The following is a 20,603-nucleotide window of genomic DNA, read 5'->3' on the forward strand; positions in this document are numbered from 1 at the left end:
CCTCGCGGGGCTCAGGGCCGTGGCGCCCCCGCAGGCGCGTCATGCGCGGTGTGGGACGGGTGCTCCGGACGCTCGCCCGCCCTCGGGCGTGGGGTCTTCTTCCTCGTGACGCGCCGCACGGAGGGTACGTGGGAGGAGGGCCTGACTGGCAGCGCGCTTGACCCATGGAGAGGGCTCCCCTAGAAAACCGGGGCTTTGACTCGCAGCACCCCCCGTTGAGGAGGATTGCTCCCCATGCGACGCCTTGCCCCGATGCTGCTCGCCGCGCTCGCCGTCATGGCGGCCGCTTGCGAGAAGAAGACGCAGCCCACTCCTTCCGGTGAGGCTGGCACGCAGGCCGCGCAGGGTCAGTCCGGGAGCGCGGCGAGCGGTACGCCCCCCGCGAGCTCCGACACCATCCTGCTGGGCCAGGTGGGCGCGCTCACCGGAGGCCAGGCGACCTTCGGCATCTCCACGCGCAACGGCATCGAGCTGGCGCTCAAGGAGGCCAACGCCGCGGGCGGCGTGAATGGCAAGAAGCTGGCGATTCGCGTCTACGACAATCAGAGCAAGCCGGAGGAGGCCGCGCAGGCCGCCACCCGCCTGATTACGCAGGACAAGGTGGTGCTCATCCTGGGCGACGTGGCCTCGTCCAACTCGCTGGCCATGGCGGAGAAGGCGCAGGCGGCGGGCGTGCCCATGATTACGCCCTCGTCCACCAACACGACGGTGACGGAGAAGGGCGACTACATCTTCCGCGTGTGCTTCATCGACCCGTTCCAGGGCTTCGTGATGGCGAAGTTCGCCCGCGAGGACCTGAAGCTGTCCAAGGTGGCGGTGCTCCAGGACAACAAGAGCGCCTACTCCATCGACCTGTCGGGCGTCTTCACGCGCAAGTTCACGGAGATGGGCGGCAAGGTCGTCACCACGGAGAGCTACAGCCAGGGCGACACCGACTACCGCGCGCAGCTCACCGCCATCAAGAAGACGCAGCCGGACGGCATCTACGTGCCGGGCTACTACAGCGAGGTCGGCGTCATCGCGCGCCAGGCCCGCGAGGTGGGCCTCAAGGTGCCGCTGATGGGCGGCGACGGCTGGGACTCCGAGAAGCTCTTCGAACTGGGCGGCAGCGCCATTGAAGGCAGCTACTTCTCCAACCACTACTCGCCGGACAACCCGGACCCCCGCGTGCAGAAGTTCATCGCCGACTACAAGGCGGCGTACGGCGCGGTGCCGGACGCGCTGGCGGCGCTGGGCTACGACGCGGCCCGCGTGGCGGTGGAGTCCCTCAAGCGCGCCAAGGACCTGAGCGGCCCGTCGGTGCGGGATGCCATCGCCCAGACGAAGGATTTCCCGGGCGTGGCGGGCACCGTCACCCTGGATGACAAGCGCAATGCCGTGAAGTCCGCCGTCGTCCTCAAGGTCGGGGATGGCAAGACGCAGTATGTGACGACCATCTCTCCCTAAATGGCGCAGCTCCTCCAGCACCTCATCAACGGTCTGGCCGCCGGAACCATCTACGCGCTCGTCGCGCTCGGCTACACGATGGTCTACGGCGTCCTCAAGCTCATCAACTTCGCCCACGGCGACGTCATGATGGTCGGCGTCTACATGGGCTACGCCACCGCCTTCGCGATTGGTCGCGAGGCGCGCGGCTCGTTCCTGGGCATCGCCGCCGTCTTCGCGGTGGCCATGCTCGGGTGCGCGCTGTTCGGCTTCCTGATTGAACGCTTCGCCTACCGGCCCCTGCGCGAGAAGCCCCGGCTGACGGCGCTCATCACCGCCATTGGCATCTCCTTCGCGCTCTCCTACGGCTTCCAACTGGACATCGGCTTCCTGCCGGGCGCCAGCCCCCGCGCCTTTCCTGAAATCATCGAGCCCACCGAGTGGCTCATCATCGGGGACCGGGACGTCGTCGTCTGGAACTGGCAGGTCATCAGCTTCCTCATTGCCGTAGGGCTGATGGTGGGCCTGCAGTACCTCGTCTTCGGCACCCGCTTCGGCCGGGCGATGCGCGCGGTGTCCTGGGACCACCGGGTGGCGGCGCTGATGGGCATCCCCACCGACCGCGTGATTGCGCTGACGTTCATGCTCAGCAGCGGCCTGGCCGCGGGCGCGGGGCTGCTCTACGCCATCAAGGACACGTCGGTGAGCCCGCTCATGGGCCTGTACGTGGGCCTCAAGGCCTTCGTCGCGGCGGTGATTGGCGGCATCGGCCACGTGCCGGGCGCGGTGGTCGGCGCGCTGGTGCTGGGGCTGGTGGAGGAGTTCGTGGTGGGCTACGCGGCCAGCACCTGGCGTGACGCGGTGGCCTTCGGCTTCCTCATCCTGGTGCTGCTGGTGAAGCCGGGAGGCCTGTTCGGCCGGGTCGCCGCGGAGAAGGTGTGACGATGCAATCCCCCGCGCTCCCCGTCCCCGAGGCCCCGTCCCTCGTCCCCCCCGCGCTGCGCGGCATCCTCCCGCTGCTCATCGCGATTCCCACGCTCGCGCTGTTCCACTGGTCGCTCACCGGCTCCGACTTCGCCACGTACCTGCTGTCCGTCGTCGGGGTGAACATCATCCTCGCGGTGAGCCTCAACATCGTGAACGGGATGACGGGCCAGTTCTCCATCGGCCACGCGGGCTTCATGGCCGTGGGCGCGTACATCGCGGGCTACACCTCCCTGCAGCTCAAGGAGGTGGCGCTGTCCTTCCTGCCGGTGTCCGCCAGCGACCAGGTCCTCTTCATGCTGGCGCTGCTCGTCGGGGGCGTCGCCGCCGCGCTGTGTGGCTTCCTGGTGGGCCTGCCCTCGCTGCGCCTCCGCGGCGACTACCTGGCCATCGTCACGCTGGGCTTCGGCGAAATCATCCGCGTCTTCGTGCAGAACACGGACGCGTTCGGGCGCGCGCTGGGCCTGTCGGGCATCCCCCAGTACTCCAGCCCGGGCATGGTGTTCTTCTGGGTGTTCCTCGTCGTGCTGGCCGCGCGGCGGCTCGCCGGCTCCAGCCACGGCCGCAGCCTGTGGGCCATCCGCGAGGATGAGGTGGCCGCCGAGGCCATGGGCGTGGACACCACCGGCTACAAGGTCCGCGCCTTCGTCTTCTCGTCGTTCTTCGCGGGCATCGCCGGCGGGCTGTTCGCCCACTTCGTGCCCATCATCAACCCCGGCTCCTTCACCTTCGTGCGCTCGATGGAAATCGTCGTCATGGTGGTGCTGGGCGGCCTGGGCTCCACCACCGGCGCGGTCGTCGCGGCCATCTTCCTCACGCTGCTGCCCGAAGGCATGCGCTCCCTGTTCGGCGCGCTGGGCACCGAGGGCAGCCTGGCGCAGCGGGTGGACCAGATTCGCATGCCCATCTATGGCTTGCTGCTCGTCGTGCTGATGCTGTCGCGTCCCCAGGGCCTGTTCGGCACGAAGGAACTCTGGGACGTGCTGCCGCGGTGGCTGCCTCGCAAGCGAAGGGGGCTGGCGTGAGCGCGAACGCACAGCCGGTGACCCCCGTCACCCTGGACACGAAGGCTCCCCCCGCGCTCCTGCGGGCGGACGGGGTGAGCATCCAGTTCGGCGGCCTCAAGGCGCTGACGGACTTCCACCTCTCCATCCAGCAGGGCGACCTCTTGGGGCTCATCGGCCCCAACGGCGCGGGCAAGTCCACCGCGTTCAACGTGCTGACCGGCGTGTACCAGCCCTCCCAGGGCCAGGTGCTGGTGCGGGACACGAAGGTGAACGGGCGCAAGCCGCATCAAATCAACCTGCTGGGCGTGGCGCGCACCTTCCAGAACATCCGCCTGTTCCGCGCGCTCACCGCGCTGGACAACGTGAAGGTGGCCTGTCGCGCGCAGACGGCGCTGCACCAGTCCCGGCTGGGGCTGGGCGCGAAGCTGGTCAACGCGGGCCACAACTACGCGGACTGGTGGAAGGCGCTCCTGCTCACCCCGTCCTTCCAGCGCGAGGAACGCCGGCTGACGGCGCAGGCCGAGCACCTCCTGGAGGTCATGGGCCTGTCGCACCGCCGCGACGAGGAGGCGCGCAACCTCCCGTACGGCGAGCAGCGCCGGCTGGAAATCGCGCGCGCGCTGGGCAGCCAGCCCCGCGTGCTGCTGCTGGACGAGCCCGCCGCCGGCATGAACACGCGCGAGAAGGCGGACCTGATGGTCCTCATCCGCAAGCTGCGCGACGACTTCAAGCTGGGCGTGCTGGTGATTGAGCACGACATGAAGCTGGTGATGGGCATCTGCGAGCAAATCACGGTGCTGGACCACGGCGAGACGATTGCCCGCGGCGCCCCGGCCGAGGTGCGAAGCGACCGGAAGGTCATCGAGGCGTATCTGGGTGACAGCTACCTGGAGAGCCACGGAGGAGCGGCGTGAGCGACGCGCAGGTGAAGACGCTGGGCGAGCGCCAGGCCTTTCCCCCCTTGCTGGCGGTGGAGGGCATCAAGGTCCACTACGGCGCCATCCAGGCCCTCCGGGGCGTGTCGCTGACGGTGGGCAAGGGTGAAGTCGTGGCCCTCATCGGCGCCAACGGGGCGGGCAAGACGAGCACCCTGCGCGCGGTGAGCGGCATGCTCAAGGCGAGCGCGGGCCGCATCCACTTCAGCGGGCAGGACACCACGTCCCTCAAGGCGCACCAGCTGGTGCCCCGGGGCATGGCGCACGCGCCGGAGGGGCGCGGCATCTTCCCCAACCTCACCGTGCTGGAGAACCTGGAGCTGGGCGCGTACCTGCGCCGGGACACCGCGGACATCCGCGCGGACATGGAGAAGAACTTCACGCTCTTCCCCGTGCTCAAGGAGCGGCGCAACCAGATGGCCGGGACGCTGTCGGGCGGAGAGCAGCAGATGCTCGCCATCGCCCGCGCGCTGCTCAGCCGGCCCCAGCTGCTGCTGCTGGACGAGCCGTCGCTGGGCCTGGCGCCGCAGGTGACGGAGACCATCTTCCGCACCCTGCGCGACGTGAACAAGGCGGGCGTCAGCGTGCTCCTCGTGGAGCAGAACGCCCACCTGGCCCTCAACTCCGCCCACTACGGCTACGTGCTGGAGACGGGCGAGGTGGCGATGGCCGGCCCTGGCAAGGCGCTCCTGGAGAGCGCGGAGGTGCGGCGCGCCTACCTGGGCGAGTAATCTCCCGGAAGGCCGATTTTCAGCCTCCGGGCGCACCGCCTTCGTCTTGCCGCCGACGATTCCAGGGGCCTTGCGCCACTTGGAAACTGGCGGGCCCTCGAATCTCGGGTAGTCAGAAGTCGAGCAGTTCGTCTAGCGTCGTCCGACGCACCGCGTTCAAACCCTCCCAAAACTCATTTCAGGAAGCGCGCCCATGCCTTCGTTGTCCCGCCTCCTTGCCTCCATTGCCACCCTCGCGCTGATTGCCCTCGCGTGCGTCGGGCCGCAGAAGACCGACAGCAGCACCAACAACTCCGGCGAAGCGTCCTCCACGATTGAGGAGCTGCCCAACGAGGGGGGAGAGACGGGCGGCGAGCAGCCGGCCGCTGCGGGCCCGCAGCTCACCGACGTGAGCGCCGAGGAGGGCTTCAACGTCAAGATGCCGGGCCAGCCCCAGGTCCAGCGCCAGAAGGTCAACATCCCCGCGGGCGAGGTGTCCACGGCGGCCTACTCGCTGCAGACGCCCGAGGGCGTCATCTACTCGGTCAGCATCGCGGACTACCCGGAGAAGGTCGTCGCCAGCCGTCCTCCCGAGGCGTTCCTGAACGAGGGCCGCGACGGCCTCACCAACCAGCTCAAGGGCACCGTCAGCAACGAGCAGGAGCTGACGCTCGACGGCTACCCCGGTAAGTCCTACACGGTGTCCTCGCCCAACGGCGAGGTGCGCGCGCGCAACTACCTGGTGGGCCCGCGCCTCTACACCATGCTGGTGCTCTTCAACCCGAGCATCGGTGCTCCGGCGGCGGACGGGTTCCTCGGCTCGCTGCAGCTCATCAACCCGCCTCCGGCGGTTCCGCGCGCGGGCGCGGCGGGCGCCGATGCGGGCCCGGGTGACGCGGGCGTGGAGGGCGCCGCGGTCGAGGCGACCGCTCCCGACGCGGGCCCGGTGGACGCGGGCGTGGCTGCTCCGGCGAAGCGTCGTCGCACGAAGTAGTCGCGGGCTTCAGGGTGCGCGCCGCGCTCGCGTGAGCGTGCACCTGCTGACAGGTGCCCCGTTCATTTGAATGGGAATGAGGCGTCGTGGGTGCGGGGCGGCTTCCCTTGCCGCACTGTCGCCCACATTGTCCCTCCTGAGTTTACAGGGAGGGGATTGAATGACAGGGCTGGCTGGGGCCTTGCTCGCCGCGGTATTGGCGGCGGGCGGCTCGGCGCTGGTTCCGGTGAGCGGGGGCAACGCCCTGACGCTCCCGGCGCAGCGCCACATCGTTCGCGTCGACACAGGTGCAAGTCGTCCTCCCAGCTTCCTGGTGGCCATCCAGCACGGGGGCACGGAGGGCAGGGGACTGGTCCTCTATCGCTCCGAGGACGGGCTGCGCACCGTGCGGCGGGTGGGGGACATCCAGCCGGACTCCACGCACACGGACCGGGCGGAGCTGGTGGCGGTGGGCCGGGACGTGGCGCTCGTCTATTCGTACGAGGGCCCGCAGCTGGCGCCGTCGCGGCGGCACGACGTCTGGTTCCAGTGGTGGCGCTACCAGTCCTCGGCGGACACGTGGCAGCCGGAGCCGGCGGTGCGCGTGCTGGACGCGGCGGACGACAGCACGGGCTACTCGCGGGCGCTGCTGACGCGCGACTCGAAGGGACGCTTCTGGGTGCAGGCCTTCCGGGTGGAGGTGGACGGCGGCTCCACCGCGGTGGTGGCGGTGTCCACCAACGGCGGGCAGGGCTTTGGCGCGCCGCAGGTGCTGGACAGGGTCAACCGTCGCGGTGGAGGTCGCTTGCTGAGCGTGGGGACGAAGCTCGTCTTCGTCTACGCCATGCATGACGGCTTCGTGCCCACGCGCATGCGCATCCGCTCGGACGCGGACCCGGTGGACACGTGGGGACCGGTGCGCGAGGCCTTCTCCGATGGCATCTACCATGGCGCGGCGCTGAGCGCGGTGGCGGACGGCAGGGGCGGCATGCACCTGGTCTACAAGGACGAGACGGAGCGGCTGTACTACCGGCGCTTCGACGGGACGTCCTTCGGGCCGCGCAAGCTGGTGGAGGGCACGGGTGACTGGGCGCTCCAGGCGGCCACCACCCGCGTCGGCGACACGCTGTACATCTTCTACAACCGCATGCGCGTGCTCAATCAACACACCGAGCTGCGCGTGCGCACCCTCGGGGCGGATGGCAGCCTGGGCGACGCGGTGACGCTCGCCGGCAACGTGACGTTCAAGGGCTATCCCAACGCGGTGGACGTGCTGCCAGAGGGCAGCGCGGAGGTGCCGTGTCTGTATGGCGACGCGGTGGACGCGAGCTCGCGAGGCACCGTGTCGCGGGTGGCGATGGTGCTGGACGAGGAGCCGCCGGAGGAACCCTCTGAAGACGCTTTCACGCTGGAGCTGGTGCGCTCCGGCTCCAGCCACGAGCTGCTCGCGGTGGATGGCGCGGGCACGCTGTATGGGCTCCCGGCGGGCGGCGAGCGCTCGCGGTTGATGGCGAGCACGGATGGCGGGGCGAACTGGACCGCGCGCGGAACGGGCGGGGGGAATCTGTGGACGGTGGCGGCGATGACGAACGGGACGCTGGTGGCGGTGACCAGCCACAGCGGCGCGTACTACCTCCAGCGCTCCACGGATGGTGGCCTCACGTGGAAGGACGAGGTGAGCCTGGGCAACTACCGGGCGATGGGGCCGCGCAGCTTCGCGGAGCTGGGCGGTGCGTGGTTCTTCCTCGAGTACCAGACCTTCACCTCGGCCTCCGCGCCGGTGCGGGTGTGGGCGAGCACGAATGGCGGGGCCACCTGGTCCGTGCGCTCCACGCTCACCGCGCACCGGCATGGCTATGCGCTGGTGGCGGACCCGGTGACGGGAGCGCTGTGGGCGATGATGGGCAGCAACAAGACGCAGGCGGCGGTGCTGCGCTCCACGGATGGGGGACGGACGTGGACGACGGTGTTCCAGGGGTATGGGGCGAACGCGGTGGCGGGCGTGGCGATGGCGGATGGCTCGCTGCTGCTCGGGCAGTCCACGTTGTTCGAGCCCGAGCATCCGAAGCTGCTGCGCCTGTACGCGGATGGCCGGGTGAGCACGGTGCGGGAGCTGCCGGGGCCCGCGTACTCGCTGGTGGCCGCGCCGGGTGGAGGCTGGGTGCTGGGGACGGCCTGGTCCAGCGCGGGGGATGTGCAGGCGCCGGGTGATGTCTCCGCGCGACTCTTCACCAGCGGGGACGGGCAGACGTGGCAGGAGGCGCGGCGCCATGAGCGCGTGAGCGGGGCCGACCTGGCGCGCGCGGACGTGTGGGGCGTGCTGCCCTCCGGGGAGCTGGTGGTGCGGATGGAGAACGTGAGCGGCTTTGGAAGCGCGGCGAAGGGCTTCCAGGTGCTGCGCATCAAGCGCTGAACGGGTGGGTGGGTTAGACCTCCCGGTGCGCGGCGCGAGCACGCCGCCGGGAGGCTGGCATGTGGGACCCGTCGCAGTACACGCGCTTCCGGGATGAGCGGAAGCGGCCCTTCTTCGAGCTGTTGTCGCGAGTGGACGTTGACGCGCCGACGCACGTCGCGGACCTGGGGTGCGGGACGGGGGATTTGACGCGCGTGCTGGCCGAGCGCTGGCCCGGCGCGACGGTGTATGGCGTGGATTCGTCGGTGGAGATGGTGGAGGAGGCGCGCCGCCGTCCCGCGCCGGGCACCGTGCGCTTCGAGGTGGGGGAGCTCGCGGGGTGGATGCCTCCCGTGCCGCTGGACGTGCTGGTGTCGAACGCGGCGCTGCACTGGGTGCCGGACCATGCGGCGCTGATGGGGCGACTGGTGGAGAAGCTGGCGCCGGGCGCGGTGCTGGCCTTCCAGGTGCCGGCCAACTTCGATGCGCCCTCGCACCGCCTCGTCGACGAGGTGAAGGCGCTGCCGCGCTTCGCCGGGACGCTCGCGCCTGTGAAGAAGCGGCCCGTGGAGACGCTGGAGACGTACGAGTCGCTGCTGGCGGGGCAGGGGATGGCGGTGGATGCGTGGGAGACCACGTACCTGCACCTGCTGCCGGGCGAGGACGCGGTGATGCAGTGGCTCCTGGGGACGACGCTGCGGCCGGTGCTGGCGGCGCTGGGCACGGACGAGGGGAAGGCGTTCTTGGAGGAGCTGGGGCCGCGCTTGCGCGGTGCGTACCCCGCTCATGCGCGGGGCACTCCGTTCCTGTTCACCCGCCGCTTCGTAGTGGCACGGCGCGGCGGGTGAGGCCGCTGTCAGCTCACTGCGGCCAGGCGGGCCAGCGGTAGATGCGCCCGCTGTTGCCCACGACCCAGAGGTCGTCGGGCCCGGTGCCCGTGATGTCGTTGAGCGGCGTGTTGGGATTGGTCGAGTGGATCTGCGTCCACGTCGTGCCAGTGGCACGGTAGATGTGGCCGGCGGAGCAGGTGGCGTAGGCGGACCCGGCACCGAAGGCGATGACCGAGGTCAGGTTGTGGGTGTTGGGGAAATCCTGTTTGACCCAGGCGTTGTCGCCGAGCTTCCTCAGGACGGTCCCTGAATCACCCACCGCGAAGGCGACCTTGTCGTTCACCACCCAGACGCCTTTGAGAGTGCGTGTGTCCGACGTGGTGGTCTCCGCGTTCTCGGAGACCCATTCGTTGTTGCTGGGGTTGAAGCGGTAGACGCGCGCCCCGTTCGAGGACCCGCCGACCAGCAGCAGGCGGTTCGGGCTGGTGCCGTGGATGTCGTAGACGAATCCGAGGGTGTTGCCGGGCGGGTTGTAGGTCACCGTGCTGGCACCGTCCCATCGGAAAGCCGCGCCCTCGTTGGCAGCCGAGCTCGCGGAGGCCCCGTAGATGGTGAGGACGTTGGCGGTCCTCAGTCCTACGAGGCCGCGGACGAAGAGGTTGTCGTCCCGAACGTCAGTGCATCTCGGGACGGTCGTATCCTGATGCGCCTTCTTTCCTCCTTCGGCTCCAAGCCACGCGCGGCCGTTGCTGGGGTCCGCCCAGACGCTGTACCAGTGAGTGTCGTTGGCACCGCAGTCGTCATTCGTGATGACCTCGAAGTTCGTGCCGGAAGGCAGCAACCGCGCGCGACGGTTGTCTTGACCCCCGACCCAGACTCCTCCACGGATCCAGGACGATGCCGAGTACCAGTTCCTCGCACCCATGCTGGTCACGTTCCTACTGGTCCAGGCGGGATCTCCACCTGGGCAGGCGCTCTGGGGCTCCTTCTGGTTGTCGCAGTCGTTGTCCAGGTCGTCGCACAGCTCGGGCGCGCCGGGGTAGGTGCGCGGGTTGCCGTCGTTGCAGTCCGTGTTGTCGGCGACATAGGCGCCAGCGGGCTTCACGCACGACTGCACGACGCCACTGGTGCTTCCGAAGCCGTCACCGTCCTCGTCCAGGGACCAGAACGTGGCCACCGTTGACGTCACGCACTCCACCGCCGACTGGATGCCGTTGCACTGGTTCGTCCCAGGGCACTGGAGCGAATCCGTGCACGACATGGCGAGCGTGGGGAAGCCCTCGTTCAGTTCCCCGTCGCAGTTGTTGTCCACGGTGTCGCAGAGGTCGGTGAGCCCCGGACGGATGTTGGGGTTCTCGTCGTTGCAGTCATCCGGAGGGCCGTTGGTGTAGCCGGTGGGCGTGAGGCCGCAGACGGCGAGGGGCATGGAGTCCTTCTTCCCGTGGCCGTCCTGGTCTTCGTCCACGTACACGTTCCTGCTGAGCGGGGTGTCGCAGTACTGGACGCGGTCCGCCAGGTTGCAGCGGAACACGCCCGTGCAGTCCGCCGACACCGTGCAGGCCTGACCCAGCTTGAAGTGGTCCATGTCGCTGGTGCCGTCGCAGTTGTCGTCCTGCTCGTTGCACAGCTCGGCCATACCGGGGTTGATGTTGGGCAGCTCATCCTGACAGTCGGTGCCGCCGCTGCTGACCGAGACGTAGCCATCCTGGTCCTTGTCCTCGGCCTGAAGGGACAGCGTGACGGACGGCACGGTGTCGACCGCCACCGTTACGAGCTCTTCGTCGAAGACCACCGTCTTCCCATCGCAGGACTGCTCGAAGGCCGTGGCCCGTACCTTCACGGACGCTCCCCAGTCCAGCGGCGGCACCAGCGCCACCGTCATGCTGCCACCGCTGGCGCGAGTCCCCTTCACCTCCTCGCCCGCGACGTCCTTGACGCGCATCTTGTCGCTGGCCATGTCGAACGCTTCCACTCGGAGGCATCCCGGACGGAAGCGGTCGTAGTTCACCGTGACCTTCACGGCGCCCTGGGTGACCTCCTTCTTGCAGCCGGCGAGAAGGATGAGGGGGAGGGCGAGCAGGAGTCGTCGCATGCCCGAAGTCTACCCGTGCTTCCGGGCCGGGCTCACCTTCTCCGCGTCGGGGTTGAATACACCCGTGGATATTCAGGACCCTGGGTCGCGCTCGCTCGGGAAATCCGAGTGAAGCACCATCAATCGCGAATCACGCGCGAGACTGGCGGGCGTTATCAGTTCCTGCTCCAGCGGAACCTGGGTGCCGTAGCGCTGGCGCATCTGCTGCTCCAGCCCCGCCACGTCGAGCGAGCCCAGCTTCTCCAGGGTGCCGTACTCCACGCCGGCGCCCTGTGCGTACGCCTTGCGCACCAGCTCCGAGCAGTACATCGCCTCGTCGCCCCAGCCGAAGAGCCAGTCATACGGCTTGCCCAGGTGGGCCTTCGCGGCTTCGAGCGCGCGCTGGCGCTGCTCGACAGTCAGGCCCTCGGGGCGCAGCACGAGGATGTGCCCCTTCACGCCGCGCGCCTTCCACTTCGCGAACGGGACGCGCTGCACCGGCTGCACGGCCTCCACCACGAAGATGCCTTGCTTCGTCACCTCCACGAGCCCGACGTGGGAGAGCGGGCTGTGCGTGGCCGCCTGGATGGCCTTCGACTGCCGCGAGCGCGAGGTGTGCAGGACGACGTCCCCCGTCATGAGGTTGGCCTCCAGTCCCTCCCGAGGCGCCGCGACCGCGCCGAGTCCCCACAGCCACACTCCCCACAGCACGAGCCACCGCATGGACCCTGTCCTTTCCAGCGCTTGTCGCGCCTGCTGACTCACGGTGCAGCCCTGATGCCAGGGGCCACTCCCGCGCGCCCATCCGCGAGGCATGTGACGCCCCTGGCGCCGACGGTGTTCCCCGGAGCACGGCGCGCCGGTCAGGCGGTGCGCGTCAGCGGCACTTCGGCCACGCGGTGGTACTCCGGGCCACGGCTCTCGAAGAGGACGAGCCGGTCCACGCGTCCCTCACCAAGGTCGGTGCCAGTGAGCGCCTCCACACACTGGAGCAGCGCCGGGTCTCCAGCGGACGCGGAGCTCCGGGCCAGCGTCAGGTGTGGCGCGTAGTCGCGATACTCGGACTCGAAGTCGAGCGGCAGCAACCGCTCCGCCGTGTCGGCCTGGAGCGCCTTGAGCGCGTCGGTCTCTCCCCGCACGTCCGCCCAGAGCACACGCGGATGCGTGGGCGTCCCGAAGGTGCCGCCTCCGCCCACCGACAGCGTGAACGGCGCATGCCGGGGACCCACCGAGGCCAGCGCGTCACGGATGGCGGGCAGTCGCGAGGACTCCACTTCGCCCAGGAACACGAGCGTGAGGTGCACGCCTTCGACTCGAACGAAGCGGGCGTGGTTGGCGAGCTGACGCAGCCGCTTCATCTCGGCGGCGACCCGGGCCTCGATGGTGGACCCCAGCGTGACGGCGGTGAACAGGCGCATGACTCAGGACTTTCTCGCGGACCCGCGCGGCCAGAGCGCGTAGGCCCAGAAGGGGATGAAGGCGAGCAGCTCCGCGCCGACGACATACAGCCCGCGCGGTGACAGCATGCCCGCGCCGATGGGTGACACCGGCAAGGGACGCACGGGGGCGAACAGCCGCGCGTTCGAGAAGGGCCACAGCAGCGCCGCGCCCAGTCCACCATCCGTCAGCGAGTCCAGCAGCCCGTGGCTCGCCACCGCGAGGAACGCGAGCCCACCCCAGCGTCCCGCGGGCGCTTTCGCCCACTTCGCCACCGCGGCCACCCCGAGCGCCACCGCCGCAGCGAAGACGAACGAGTGTGACGCGCCCCGGTGTCCCCACGGCGCCGCATAGGGAATGCGGAACACGAAGGCCACCACGTCCGCGTCCGGGAGCAGGGCCAGCATTGAAAAGAGGGCCATGGAGGCGAGCAGTCGACGGGTCGACCCGCCGTTCGCCTCGTACCGCCCCAGGGCCATGCCCACCGCCACGTGACCGATGCTCGCCATGAATGTCCTGGGGTCGAAGATACCGCACGTGGGTCTTGGAGTTCGCTCGACGGTGCCGCCCTGGAGGGTGGTGGTGGGGTGGGTTAGCGTAGCGGGCTCATGCGGATGCTTTCCCATGTCGAGGAGACGCTCCGGCGGCGCCTGGAGGGCTGGCGCGCGCAGGTGGGCGAGTGGCTCAACCGGGTGCGCGCGGCGGGCACGGCGAGCTGGTGGATGATGTCGTGGCTGCTCGACTGGCGCACGCCGCTCGGAGTGCTCGCCGCGTACCTGGCGCTGGCGGTGCTGCTGTGGGCCGGCGCGCGGCGCTTTCCCCGCCTGGCACGGCGTCCTGCGCTCGGGCTCGTCTTCCTGGACATGCCCGCCGTGTTCGCCCTCCAGTCATTGGCCATCGGCACGGCGGGCAACGACAACGCGGTGCCCACCGCGCTCTTGACGCTGGGCGTGTACATCGTGCTCGTGGTGCTGGTGTCGCTGGTGACGCTGTCGCGAGTCATCGTCGTGCTCGCCACGGTGGTGGCCATCGTCCTGGAGAAGATGCTGGTGTTCCAGGCCCAGGTGGAGTGGCAGTCGTTCCTGCCGGGCATGGTGCTGGTGCTGTCCTTGGGGGCGCTCGCGGCGGCCTTCATCAGCCGGCAGGTGCTGGGGCTGGTGACGCAGGTGGCGCGAGAGGAGGTGCGGCTGGAGCGGCTGGGTCGCTACTTCTCTCCGGAGGTCGCCCGCCAGATTGCCCAGCACGGCACCGAGGCCGGACGCGGCGAACACCGCGAGGTGACGCTGTTGTTCTCCGACATCCGAGGCTTCACCTCCATGTCCGAGCGCCTGGACAGCCCTCAAGTCGTGGCGCTGCTCAACGAGTACCTGTCGCGCATGGTGGACGTGGTGTTCCGCCACGGAGGCACGCTCGACAAGTTCATCGGCGACGGCATCCTCGCGTACTTCGGCGCGCCGTTGGACTTGCCGGGGCACCCGAAGGCCGCGGTGGCGTGTGGGCTGGCGATGCTGGAGGCGCTGGAGACACTCAACGCGGAGCGCGTGGCGCGGGGTGAGGAGCCCTTGCGCATCGGCATCGGCATCCACACGGGGCGCGTGGTGGTGGGCGACGTGGGCAGCTCGCAGCGGCGCGAGTACACGGTGATTGGCGACGCGGTGAACCTGGCCAGCCGGATTGAAGGGCTCACGAAGAAGGTGGGCGTGCCCATGCTGGTGTCGGAGGCCACGCGCCGCTTCTGCCAGGACGACGCGTCCCTGCGCTTCGAGCCCGCGGAGCTCCTGCCCGTCGCGGGCAAGGCCGAGCCCGTGGCCACCTTCGTCCCCGGCAAGCAGGCGCTGCGCGAGGTGGGCTGAGCGGACGCGGGCCGAGCGGGGAGGCAGGACTGCCCGGGGCCGGAGTGCTCACACCTGGATGTCCCGCGCTCCCTCCGGTGACAGGAGGAGTGTCACTCATGGCTCAGGGATATTCGTTGAACATCGGCTTGAACTCGGTGGACCCGGCGCACTACGCGGGCTGGGACGGAGCGCTCACCGCTTGTGAGGCGGACGCGGAGGACATGGAGTCCATCGCGAAGGAGCGGAAGTTCTCCACGGTGCGCAAGGTGCTCACCCGCGACGCGACGCGGGGCCGCGTCCTGAAGGAGCTGGACGAGGCGTCCCGCGTGCTCCAACCCGGGGACTTGTTCCTGCTGACGTACTCGGGACACGGCGGGCAGCTCCCGGACCGCAACAGCGACGAATCGGACGCGCAGGACGAGACGTGGGTGCTCTTCGATGGAGAAATCATCGACGACGAAATCCACCTCGCGCTGTCCAAGCTGAAGCAGGGCGTGCGCGTGCTGATGTTCTCCGACAGTTGTCACAGCGGCACGGTGAGCAAGGCGGCGTACGCGGCGCTGCGAGGGACGGGCAGCCTGGAGATGCTGTCGGACACCCTGCATGACCCGTCACCGGAGGCGCGGCGCTTCAAGGACCTGCCCACGGCGATTGCGCTGCGCACGTACCGGGACAACAAGGCCTTCTACGACGACATCATGGCCGCGCTGCCGAAGGACGACCCGATTGCCAAGACGAAGGCGACGGTGCTGCTCATCTCCGGGTGCCAGGACAACCAGCTCTCCAGTGACGGAGCCTTCAACGGGCTGTTCACCGCGAACCTGCTGCGCGTCTACAACAGCGGGAAGTTCCGGGGCAGCCACCGCACGTTCCACCGCCGCATCGTCCGGCGCATGCCGCCGCTCCAGTCGCCCAACTACTCAATCGTCGGCATCCCCAGCCGCGAGTTCGAGCGGGAGACACCCTTCGCGGTGTGAGGGCGCTGTGCGCTGAAACGACGAGAGGGCCGAGGGGAACTCGAATGAGTCCACCCACGGCCCTCCGTCATGAAGCAGTGCTCTGGGTGGCGCTCAGTACGCCTTGGAGAACACGATGCGGCCCGGCGAGTCCTCGCCGGTGACGACGCACTTGCCCGGCTCCTGCTTGAGCGCGAAGGGGCGGTTGCGCGTGGTGAGGCCCGTCTCTTCCTTGATGCGCGCCTCCACCTTGGGGTCCAGGTTCCAGTGGGCGAGCAGGAAGCCCGCGTCCGCCTTCTCCTTCATCTCCTCGTAGGAGTTGACCTCGAAGGTGTGCTCGTCGCGGAACGTCTTCGCCTTCTGGAAGAGGTCCTTCTGCATCTGGTCCAGCATGGACCGGGCCTTGTCGGCGGCCTCGCCCAGCGGGATGAACTCCTTCACCTTCAAGTCGCGGCGCACCATGACGCAGGTGCCCTTGGCCAGGTCCTTGGGGCCAATCTCGATGCGCACGCAGGTGCCCACCAGCTCGTGCTCGAAGTACTTGAAGCCGGGGCCCTTGCTGTCGTCGTCGTCCACCACCACGCCCAGGCCGGACTTGCGCAGGTCGGCGGCGAGCGCGTGGCTCTTCTCCAGGACCTGGGCCTTCTCCGTGTCGCTCGCCTTGCCGAAGATGGGGATGATGACCACGTGCGTGGCGGCGAGCTTCGGCGGGACGATGAGGCCCGAGTCATCCGAGTGGGTCATGATGAGGCCGCCGATGAGGCGCGTGGACACGCCCCAGGACGTCTGCCAGACGAAGTGCTCGCGGCCGTCGCGACCCTGGAACTTGGTGTCGAAGGCCTTGGCGAAGTTCTGGCCCAGGTTGTGGCTGGTGCCGGCCTGCAGGGCCTTCTTGTCCTGCATCATGGCTTCGATGCTGTAGGTGCGCAGGGCGCCGGCGAACCGCTCCGACTCCGACTTGCGGCCCGTCATCACGGGCATGGCCATGTAGTCCTCGGAGAACGTGCGGTAGACCTCCAGCATCTGGAGCGTCTCCTTCTCCGCGTCCTCTTCCGTCTCGTGACAGGTGTGGCCTTCCTGCCAGAGGAACTCGGTGGTGCGCAGGAACAGGCGGGTGCGCATCTCCCAGCGCATCACGTTCGCCCACTGGTTGATGAGCAGGGGCAGGTCTCTATAGCTCTGCACCCACTTGGCGAAGCTGCGGTTGATGATGGTCTCCGACGTGGGTCGGATGACGTAGGGCTCCTCGAGCTTGGCGCCGCCCGCGTGGGTGACGACGGCGAGCTGGGGGTTGAAGCCCTCGACGTGCTCGGCTTCCTTCTTGAGGTAGCTCTCGGGGATGAGCAGCGGGAAGTAGGCGTTCTTGTGGCCCAAATCCTTGAACATCTTGTCCAGGACGCGCTGCATGTTCTCCCACAGCGCGTAGCCGTTGGGACGGATGACCATGCAGCCCTTCACGTCCGAGTAGTCGGCGAGCTTCGCCTTCTGGACCAGGTCGACGTACCACTCGGAGAAGCCCTTCTCGCGGGGCGTGAGCTTATCGGCCATGTGCTGAGCACCTTTTCAAAGTCGTTGAAAGAGGACGGTTGCCTACGCTGGGGCCACCCGGAAATCAACGCTCCCGTCGTCCCGGGACGTCCCTCGGGTCGCCCCGGGACGCTCGTATGGGACACGAAGCAGGTGGTGGTATCTCACGGAGACGTGCAGGAGCAGGGCGCGCGAGGCACTGCGCGAGTCGTTCCAGCGGCTCGCGGGCTGAGGGCCTGGCCCGTTTCCATTCTCCGAGCACAAGTCGGGTGAAGCGGGGTGGCAGGTAAGCCTACCTGCTCCTGCTCGGGGCGGGCCTCGGGTGTGAGGTGGCCCGTGTGCCGGGTAGAAGGCACGAGTGCCGGAAGACTTGAAATGGGATGACGTTCGGAACCTCGCGCGCCGTACTTCCGAAGGACAGCCGTTCACGCTCACCGATGAGACGCGGGCAATCCTCCGGCGCACCGCTCCTCAGGTCGCCATTCCACCGGATGAAGCTGAGAGGGCACTCCAACAGGAGCAGAGCGCCGCTGCGTTGTTGGACGAGGTTGCCAGTCGCATCCGTGTTGGGTCGCGGCGCTTGTCGCGCGCCATCGTCGACTCGGCCAACCGCCAGGACGCTGGAGACACGGATGGCGCACGCCAGCCGTTCTTGGATGTGCTCGCTGTTGAGGTTGTGCCCCACTATCGTGCAATCGCCCAGACGCACCTGGACGCGCTGGACGACCCGTAGTTGAGCGGGGCGCTTGGGAACTACATCGCCGCGTTCGTAGAAGGTGCGCCATGCCCAACCCGCAGCTCGTCATCCTGTTCGTCTCGCTGCTGGCGGATGGCGGCGCGCTTCCTCCGCGCGGGGATGCCGTGGGGCTGGACGCGGGAGTCGGCTTCGTCGCGCCAGGACCCGGACGGGCCGATGCGGGTACGGCTGATGCCAGGTCAGCCATCCCCTGGCCCGAGGAAGAGCTTCAGCCGGTGGCCGCCCTGGATGGGACCGCGGTCCTCGCCGCGCATTCCGTGCTGACTCAGGTGCTGAAGCGCTTTCCCAAGGAGGCCGGCCGCTCGTGTGCGTTCTCTCCCCGCGCCTTGGAAGTGCTCGTCGCACGCAAGGACGGATGGCACTTCGTTCGCGTCAACCGACGCGTGGACCAGTGCCCGGGATTCGGCCCTGGCGTCCAACTCGAGACCGACTGGTTCGAGCTGTACGCGGTCTCTCCCGAAGGACGCGTGGAGCGGTATCCGTATCACCCGTGAGCAGCCAGGCTTCGCGGGTCGCCGTGGACCCTTTGCTACCGGGATTCTGGAGTCCTCTCGCGGGGATGCAACGCGCGTGTCACACCCTGGCGGATGCTGGGAAGCGTTGGCGCGTCGCGCTATGAAGTGCTCTCCATTTTCCTTGGGTGTTTCCCCTGGAGGCTTCATGCGGTCGTTTCTTCCGTCTCTCGGAGTGGCTGGTGCGCTGACGGCGTGCCTCGTCTCCGGCTCTGCCTTCGCCTACGCCACTGGCCAGACGGGCTACAGCGGCAAGGACAGCACGCTGACGTGCGCGAGCTCGATGTGCCATTCGACGGGCGGCACCGTGCCGACCGTGAAGTTCGAGGGCCCCGCGTCCCTCGAGCCCGGCCAGACGGGCAACTACTCCTTCGTCATCACCGGCGGCCCCGCGATTCGCGGCGGCTTCGACGTGGCCGTGGAGGGCGGCACCGCCTCCCTCAACGCCGGCACCGGCTCCAAGAAGGTCTCCGGCGAAATCACCCACACCCAGCCCAAGCCCTTCACCAGCGGCGAAGTGCGCTTCGACTTCACCCTCGTCGCTCCGTCCACCGGCACCACGCTCACCCTGTTCGGCGCGGGCAACTCGACCAACGGCAACGGCGAGGACACCGGTGACGCGTCCGCCACCACCAGCTTCAAGGTGAAGGTCGGTGACGGCGGAGGCGATGGCGGCGGTGAGGACGACGGCGGTGGCTGCGCCGCGGCCGGTGGCGCGCCTCTGCTGGGCGCCGTGCTGATGCTGCTCGGCGCGCGTCTGCGCCGCCGCGACGCGTAAGCGGCTGGCTGCTCCTCAATCAGGCACCGAGGGGGCGGGGAGACAGGGGGCGACTGTGCGGCGTAGCATCCCGCCCTCGCTCTCCATGCACCTCCGCCTCCTCTCCCTGCTGCTCGTGCTGGGGCCGCTCGCGTGTGCGACAGGCCCCGGTCTCCTCCCCCCGGAAGTCCCGCTCGCCGCCGTGCACCGCGAGCCAGGGATGCTGCGGGTGATGACCTTCAACATCCAGTCCGGTGCCCGAGGCCTGGACGGCGTGGCCCGCGTCATCCGCGCCTCCGTGCCGGACCTCGTCGCGCTCCAGGAGGTCGACGTCGGCTCCACACGCGCCGGCGGCATCGACCAGGTGGAGGCCCTCTCGCGACTCACCGGCCTGCCCCACCGCGCCCACTTCCGCACCACGGACCTGCACGGCGGCGCCTACGGCCTCGCCATCCTCTCGCGCTTCCCGCTGGAGTCCCTCGCGCAGTACTCGCTGCCCGTGCCCTCGGGCGCGGAGCCGCGCACGCTCGCGCACGCGGTGGTGTCCGTGGATGGTCGCGAGGTGAGCGTCTACCTCACGCACCTCATCCGCCGCCCCTTCAACAACGCCACGCGCCTGCGCCAGAGCGCGTATGTGGCCCGACTGCTCGCCCAGGACTCCCGGCCGCGCCTGCTCCTGGGGGACCTCAACGATGACCCGGACTCGCACTCGGTGCGCCTGCTCCGCCGGGACATGCGCGACGTCGTCGCCGCCACCGGTGGCGCCAGGGGCACCTACCCGATGCCCCTGTTCCTGCCCACGCTGCGCATCGACTACGTGCTGGCCTGCGGGGCCTTCACGCCCGTGGCCAGCCGCGTGCTGAAGGTCTCCGCGTCGGACCACTACCCCGTCGTCGCGGACCTGCGGCTGGACGTGCTTCCTGCCGCCGACGCGGAAGGTCAGCTCACGTTGAAGCGATAGAGCACGTCCGGGTCTCCCCGGGTGTAGCCCTTGAGGACCTCGTGCTTGAGGTCCTTCGCGCCGAGCACCGTCAGGCCGCCCCACGCGAAGCCCATCACCGACAGCTCGAAGTACACGTGCGGCTTGGGCACCTTGATGATGTGCAGGTCCGTGTGGCCCTGGCCCGGCAGCACCTCCAGCTCGCCCGCGGTGAAGTAGCCCTTCCAGATGCCGGGCGTGAAGAAGAGGAAGCGGCGGAAGTCACCGGGGCTGAACATCGCCTTGAGCTGACCCTGGCCCAGCGCGTACTCGGCGGACTTGATTCCGAACTGCCACCACGCGTTGGGGTCTCCCGAGTAGAAGCGCTGGAGCAGCTCCTCGTTGAACCTCAGGAACGCGTCCACCGGGATTCGCGTGACGGGGAGGATGGGCAGGGTGAAGACGGGCTCGCGCTTCTTGATGTCCGCGATGAAGTCCTTCCACGCCTGCTCACCGTGGGACTGCACCGTCATCTGTTGCCGAGCCAGGAACGCCACGCCTTTGACTTCCATCCGT

Annotated in this window: 20 protein-coding genes; 14 read left to right on the forward strand and 6 right to left on the reverse strand. The window is 68.9% G+C overall.

Annotation, left to right across the window (positions count from 1 at the left end):
- Positions 1 to 234: 234 nt before the first annotated feature.
- The 8 genes from LZ199_RS21120 to LZ199_RS21155 all read left to right on the forward strand — a co-directional run bounded on the left by LZ199_RS21120 (position 235) and on the right by LZ199_RS21155 (position 9,274).
- Entirely contained in the window at positions 235 to 1,446 is a 1,212-nt protein-coding gene (locus LZ199_RS21120) for an ABC transporter substrate-binding protein (RefSeq protein WP_253995531.1), read from the forward strand.
- The gene (locus LZ199_RS21125; protein ID WP_253995532.1) at positions 1,447 to 2,367 is read left to right on the forward strand and encodes a branched-chain amino acid ABC transporter permease; all 921 of its coding nucleotides are present in this window, start codon (positions 1,447 to 1,449) and stop codon (positions 2,365 to 2,367) included.
- A gap of 2 nt (positions 2,368 to 2,369) precedes the next feature.
- Positions 2,370 to 3,434 (forward strand): branched-chain amino acid ABC transporter permease, encoded by a 1,065-nt coding sequence (locus LZ199_RS21130; RefSeq protein ID WP_253995608.1) that lies wholly within the window; start codon positions 2,370 to 2,372, stop codon positions 3,432 to 3,434.
- A gap of 17 nt (positions 3,435 to 3,451) precedes the next feature.
- Entirely contained in the window at positions 3,452 to 4,330 is an 879-nt protein-coding gene (locus LZ199_RS21135) for an ABC transporter ATP-binding protein (RefSeq protein WP_407667226.1), read from the forward strand.
- Complete coding sequence (locus tag LZ199_RS21140) at positions 4,327 to 5,082, forward strand: ATP-binding cassette domain-containing protein (RefSeq protein ID WP_253995534.1); 756 nt, start codon at positions 4,327 to 4,329, stop codon at positions 5,080 to 5,082. The genes LZ199_RS21135 and LZ199_RS21140 overlap by 4 nt, the downstream gene beginning before the upstream one ends.
- Positions 5,083 to 5,275: 193 nt before the next feature.
- Positions 5,276 to 6,055, forward strand: coding sequence for a hypothetical protein (locus LZ199_RS21145; RefSeq protein ID WP_253995535.1), 780 nt, complete (start codon positions 5,276 to 5,278; stop codon positions 6,053 to 6,055).
- 160 nt (positions 6,056 to 6,215) lie between these two features.
- Positions 6,216 to 8,447, forward strand: coding sequence for a sialidase/neuraminidase family protein (locus LZ199_RS21150; protein WP_253995536.1), 2,232 nt, complete (start codon positions 6,216 to 6,218; stop codon positions 8,445 to 8,447).
- 59 nt (positions 8,448 to 8,506) lie between these two features.
- Entirely contained in the window at positions 8,507 to 9,274 is a 768-nt protein-coding gene (locus LZ199_RS21155) for a methyltransferase domain-containing protein (RefSeq protein ID WP_253995537.1), read from the forward strand.
- Between the two features lie 13 nt (positions 9,275 to 9,287).
- Here the strand turns inward: LZ199_RS21155 and LZ199_RS21160 are convergent, their stop codons facing one another.
- The 4 genes from LZ199_RS21160 to LZ199_RS21175 all read right to left on the reverse strand — a co-directional run bounded on the left by LZ199_RS21160 (position 9,288) and on the right by LZ199_RS21175 (position 13,273).
- On the reverse strand, positions 9,288 to 11,348 hold the full coding sequence (locus LZ199_RS21160) for a MopE-related protein (RefSeq protein WP_253995538.1): 2,061 nt from the start codon (positions 11,346 to 11,348) through the stop codon (positions 9,288 to 9,290).
- A 72-nt stretch (positions 11,349 to 11,420) separates the two neighbouring features.
- Positions 11,421 to 12,050, reverse strand: a complete 630-nt coding sequence (locus tag LZ199_RS21165) for a YiiX family permuted papain-like enzyme (protein WP_253995539.1) — start codon at positions 12,048 to 12,050, stop codon at positions 11,421 to 11,423.
- A gap of 140 nt (positions 12,051 to 12,190) precedes the next feature.
- A complete protein-coding gene (gene thpR / locus LZ199_RS21170; protein WP_253995540.1) occupies positions 12,191 to 12,745 on the reverse strand; it encodes an RNA 2',3'-cyclic phosphodiesterase in 555 nt (184 codons plus the stop codon).
- A 3-nt stretch (positions 12,746 to 12,748) separates the two neighbouring features.
- Entirely contained in the window at positions 12,749 to 13,273 is a 525-nt protein-coding gene (locus LZ199_RS21175; RefSeq protein ID WP_253995541.1) for a metal-dependent hydrolase, read from the reverse strand.
- A gap of 99 nt (positions 13,274 to 13,372) precedes the next feature.
- On the opposite strand from LZ199_RS21175, the gene LZ199_RS21180 reads away from it, so the two are divergent.
- Complete coding sequence (locus LZ199_RS21180; protein WP_253995542.1) at positions 13,373 to 14,617, forward strand: adenylate/guanylate cyclase domain-containing protein; 1,245 nt, start codon at positions 13,373 to 13,375, stop codon at positions 14,615 to 14,617.
- Between the two features lie 98 nt (positions 14,618 to 14,715).
- Positions 14,716 to 15,576 carry a caspase family protein gene (locus tag LZ199_RS21185; protein WP_253995543.1) on the forward strand — a complete coding sequence of 287 codons (861 nt, stop codon included), beginning with the start codon at positions 14,716 to 14,718 and terminating at the stop codon, positions 15,574 to 15,576.
- A gap of 93 nt (positions 15,577 to 15,669) precedes the next feature.
- Here the strand turns inward: LZ199_RS21185 and proS are convergent, their stop codons facing one another.
- Positions 15,670 to 17,103, reverse strand: a complete 1,434-nt coding sequence (proS, locus tag LZ199_RS21190; protein ID WP_253995544.1) for a proline--tRNA ligase — start codon at positions 17,101 to 17,103, stop codon at positions 15,670 to 15,672.
- Between the two features lie 337 nt (positions 17,104 to 17,440).
- Between proS and LZ199_RS21195 the strand changes: the two genes are divergently transcribed.
- The 4 genes from LZ199_RS21195 (at position 17,441) to LZ199_RS21210 (ending at position 20,069) form a co-directional block, all read left to right on the forward strand.
- On the forward strand, positions 17,441 to 17,815 hold the full coding sequence (locus LZ199_RS21195) for a DUSAM domain-containing protein (protein ID WP_253995545.1): 375 nt from the start codon (positions 17,441 to 17,443) through the stop codon (positions 17,813 to 17,815).
- Positions 17,816 to 17,865: 50 nt separating this feature from the next.
- Entirely contained in the window at positions 17,866 to 18,333 is a 468-nt protein-coding gene (locus tag LZ199_RS21200) for a hypothetical protein (RefSeq protein ID WP_253995546.1), read from the forward strand.
- A 166-nt stretch (positions 18,334 to 18,499) separates the two neighbouring features.
- The gene (locus LZ199_RS21205) at positions 18,500 to 19,129 is read left to right on the forward strand and encodes an MXAN_6652 family MXYO-CTERM-anchored protein (RefSeq protein WP_253995547.1); all 630 of its coding nucleotides are present in this window, start codon (positions 18,500 to 18,502) and stop codon (positions 19,127 to 19,129) included.
- Between the two features lie 55 nt (positions 19,130 to 19,184).
- Positions 19,185 to 20,069: an endonuclease/exonuclease/phosphatase family protein gene (locus tag LZ199_RS21210; protein ID WP_253995548.1), complete on the forward strand. Its 885-nt coding sequence runs from the start codon at positions 19,185 to 19,187 to the stop codon at positions 20,067 to 20,069.
- Here the strand turns inward: LZ199_RS21210 and LZ199_RS21215 are convergent.
- Positions 20,048 to 20,599, reverse strand: a complete 552-nt coding sequence (locus tag LZ199_RS21215; RefSeq protein WP_253995549.1) for a hypothetical protein — start codon at positions 20,597 to 20,599, stop codon at positions 20,048 to 20,050. The genes LZ199_RS21210 and LZ199_RS21215 overlap by 22 nt on opposite strands.
- Positions 20,600 to 20,603 lie beyond the last annotated feature (4 nt).

The sequence above is a fragment of the Myxococcus qinghaiensis genome (assembly GCF_024198215.1).
Taxonomy (GTDB): domain Bacteria; phylum Myxococcota; class Myxococcia; order Myxococcales; family Myxococcaceae; genus Myxococcus; species Myxococcus qinghaiensis.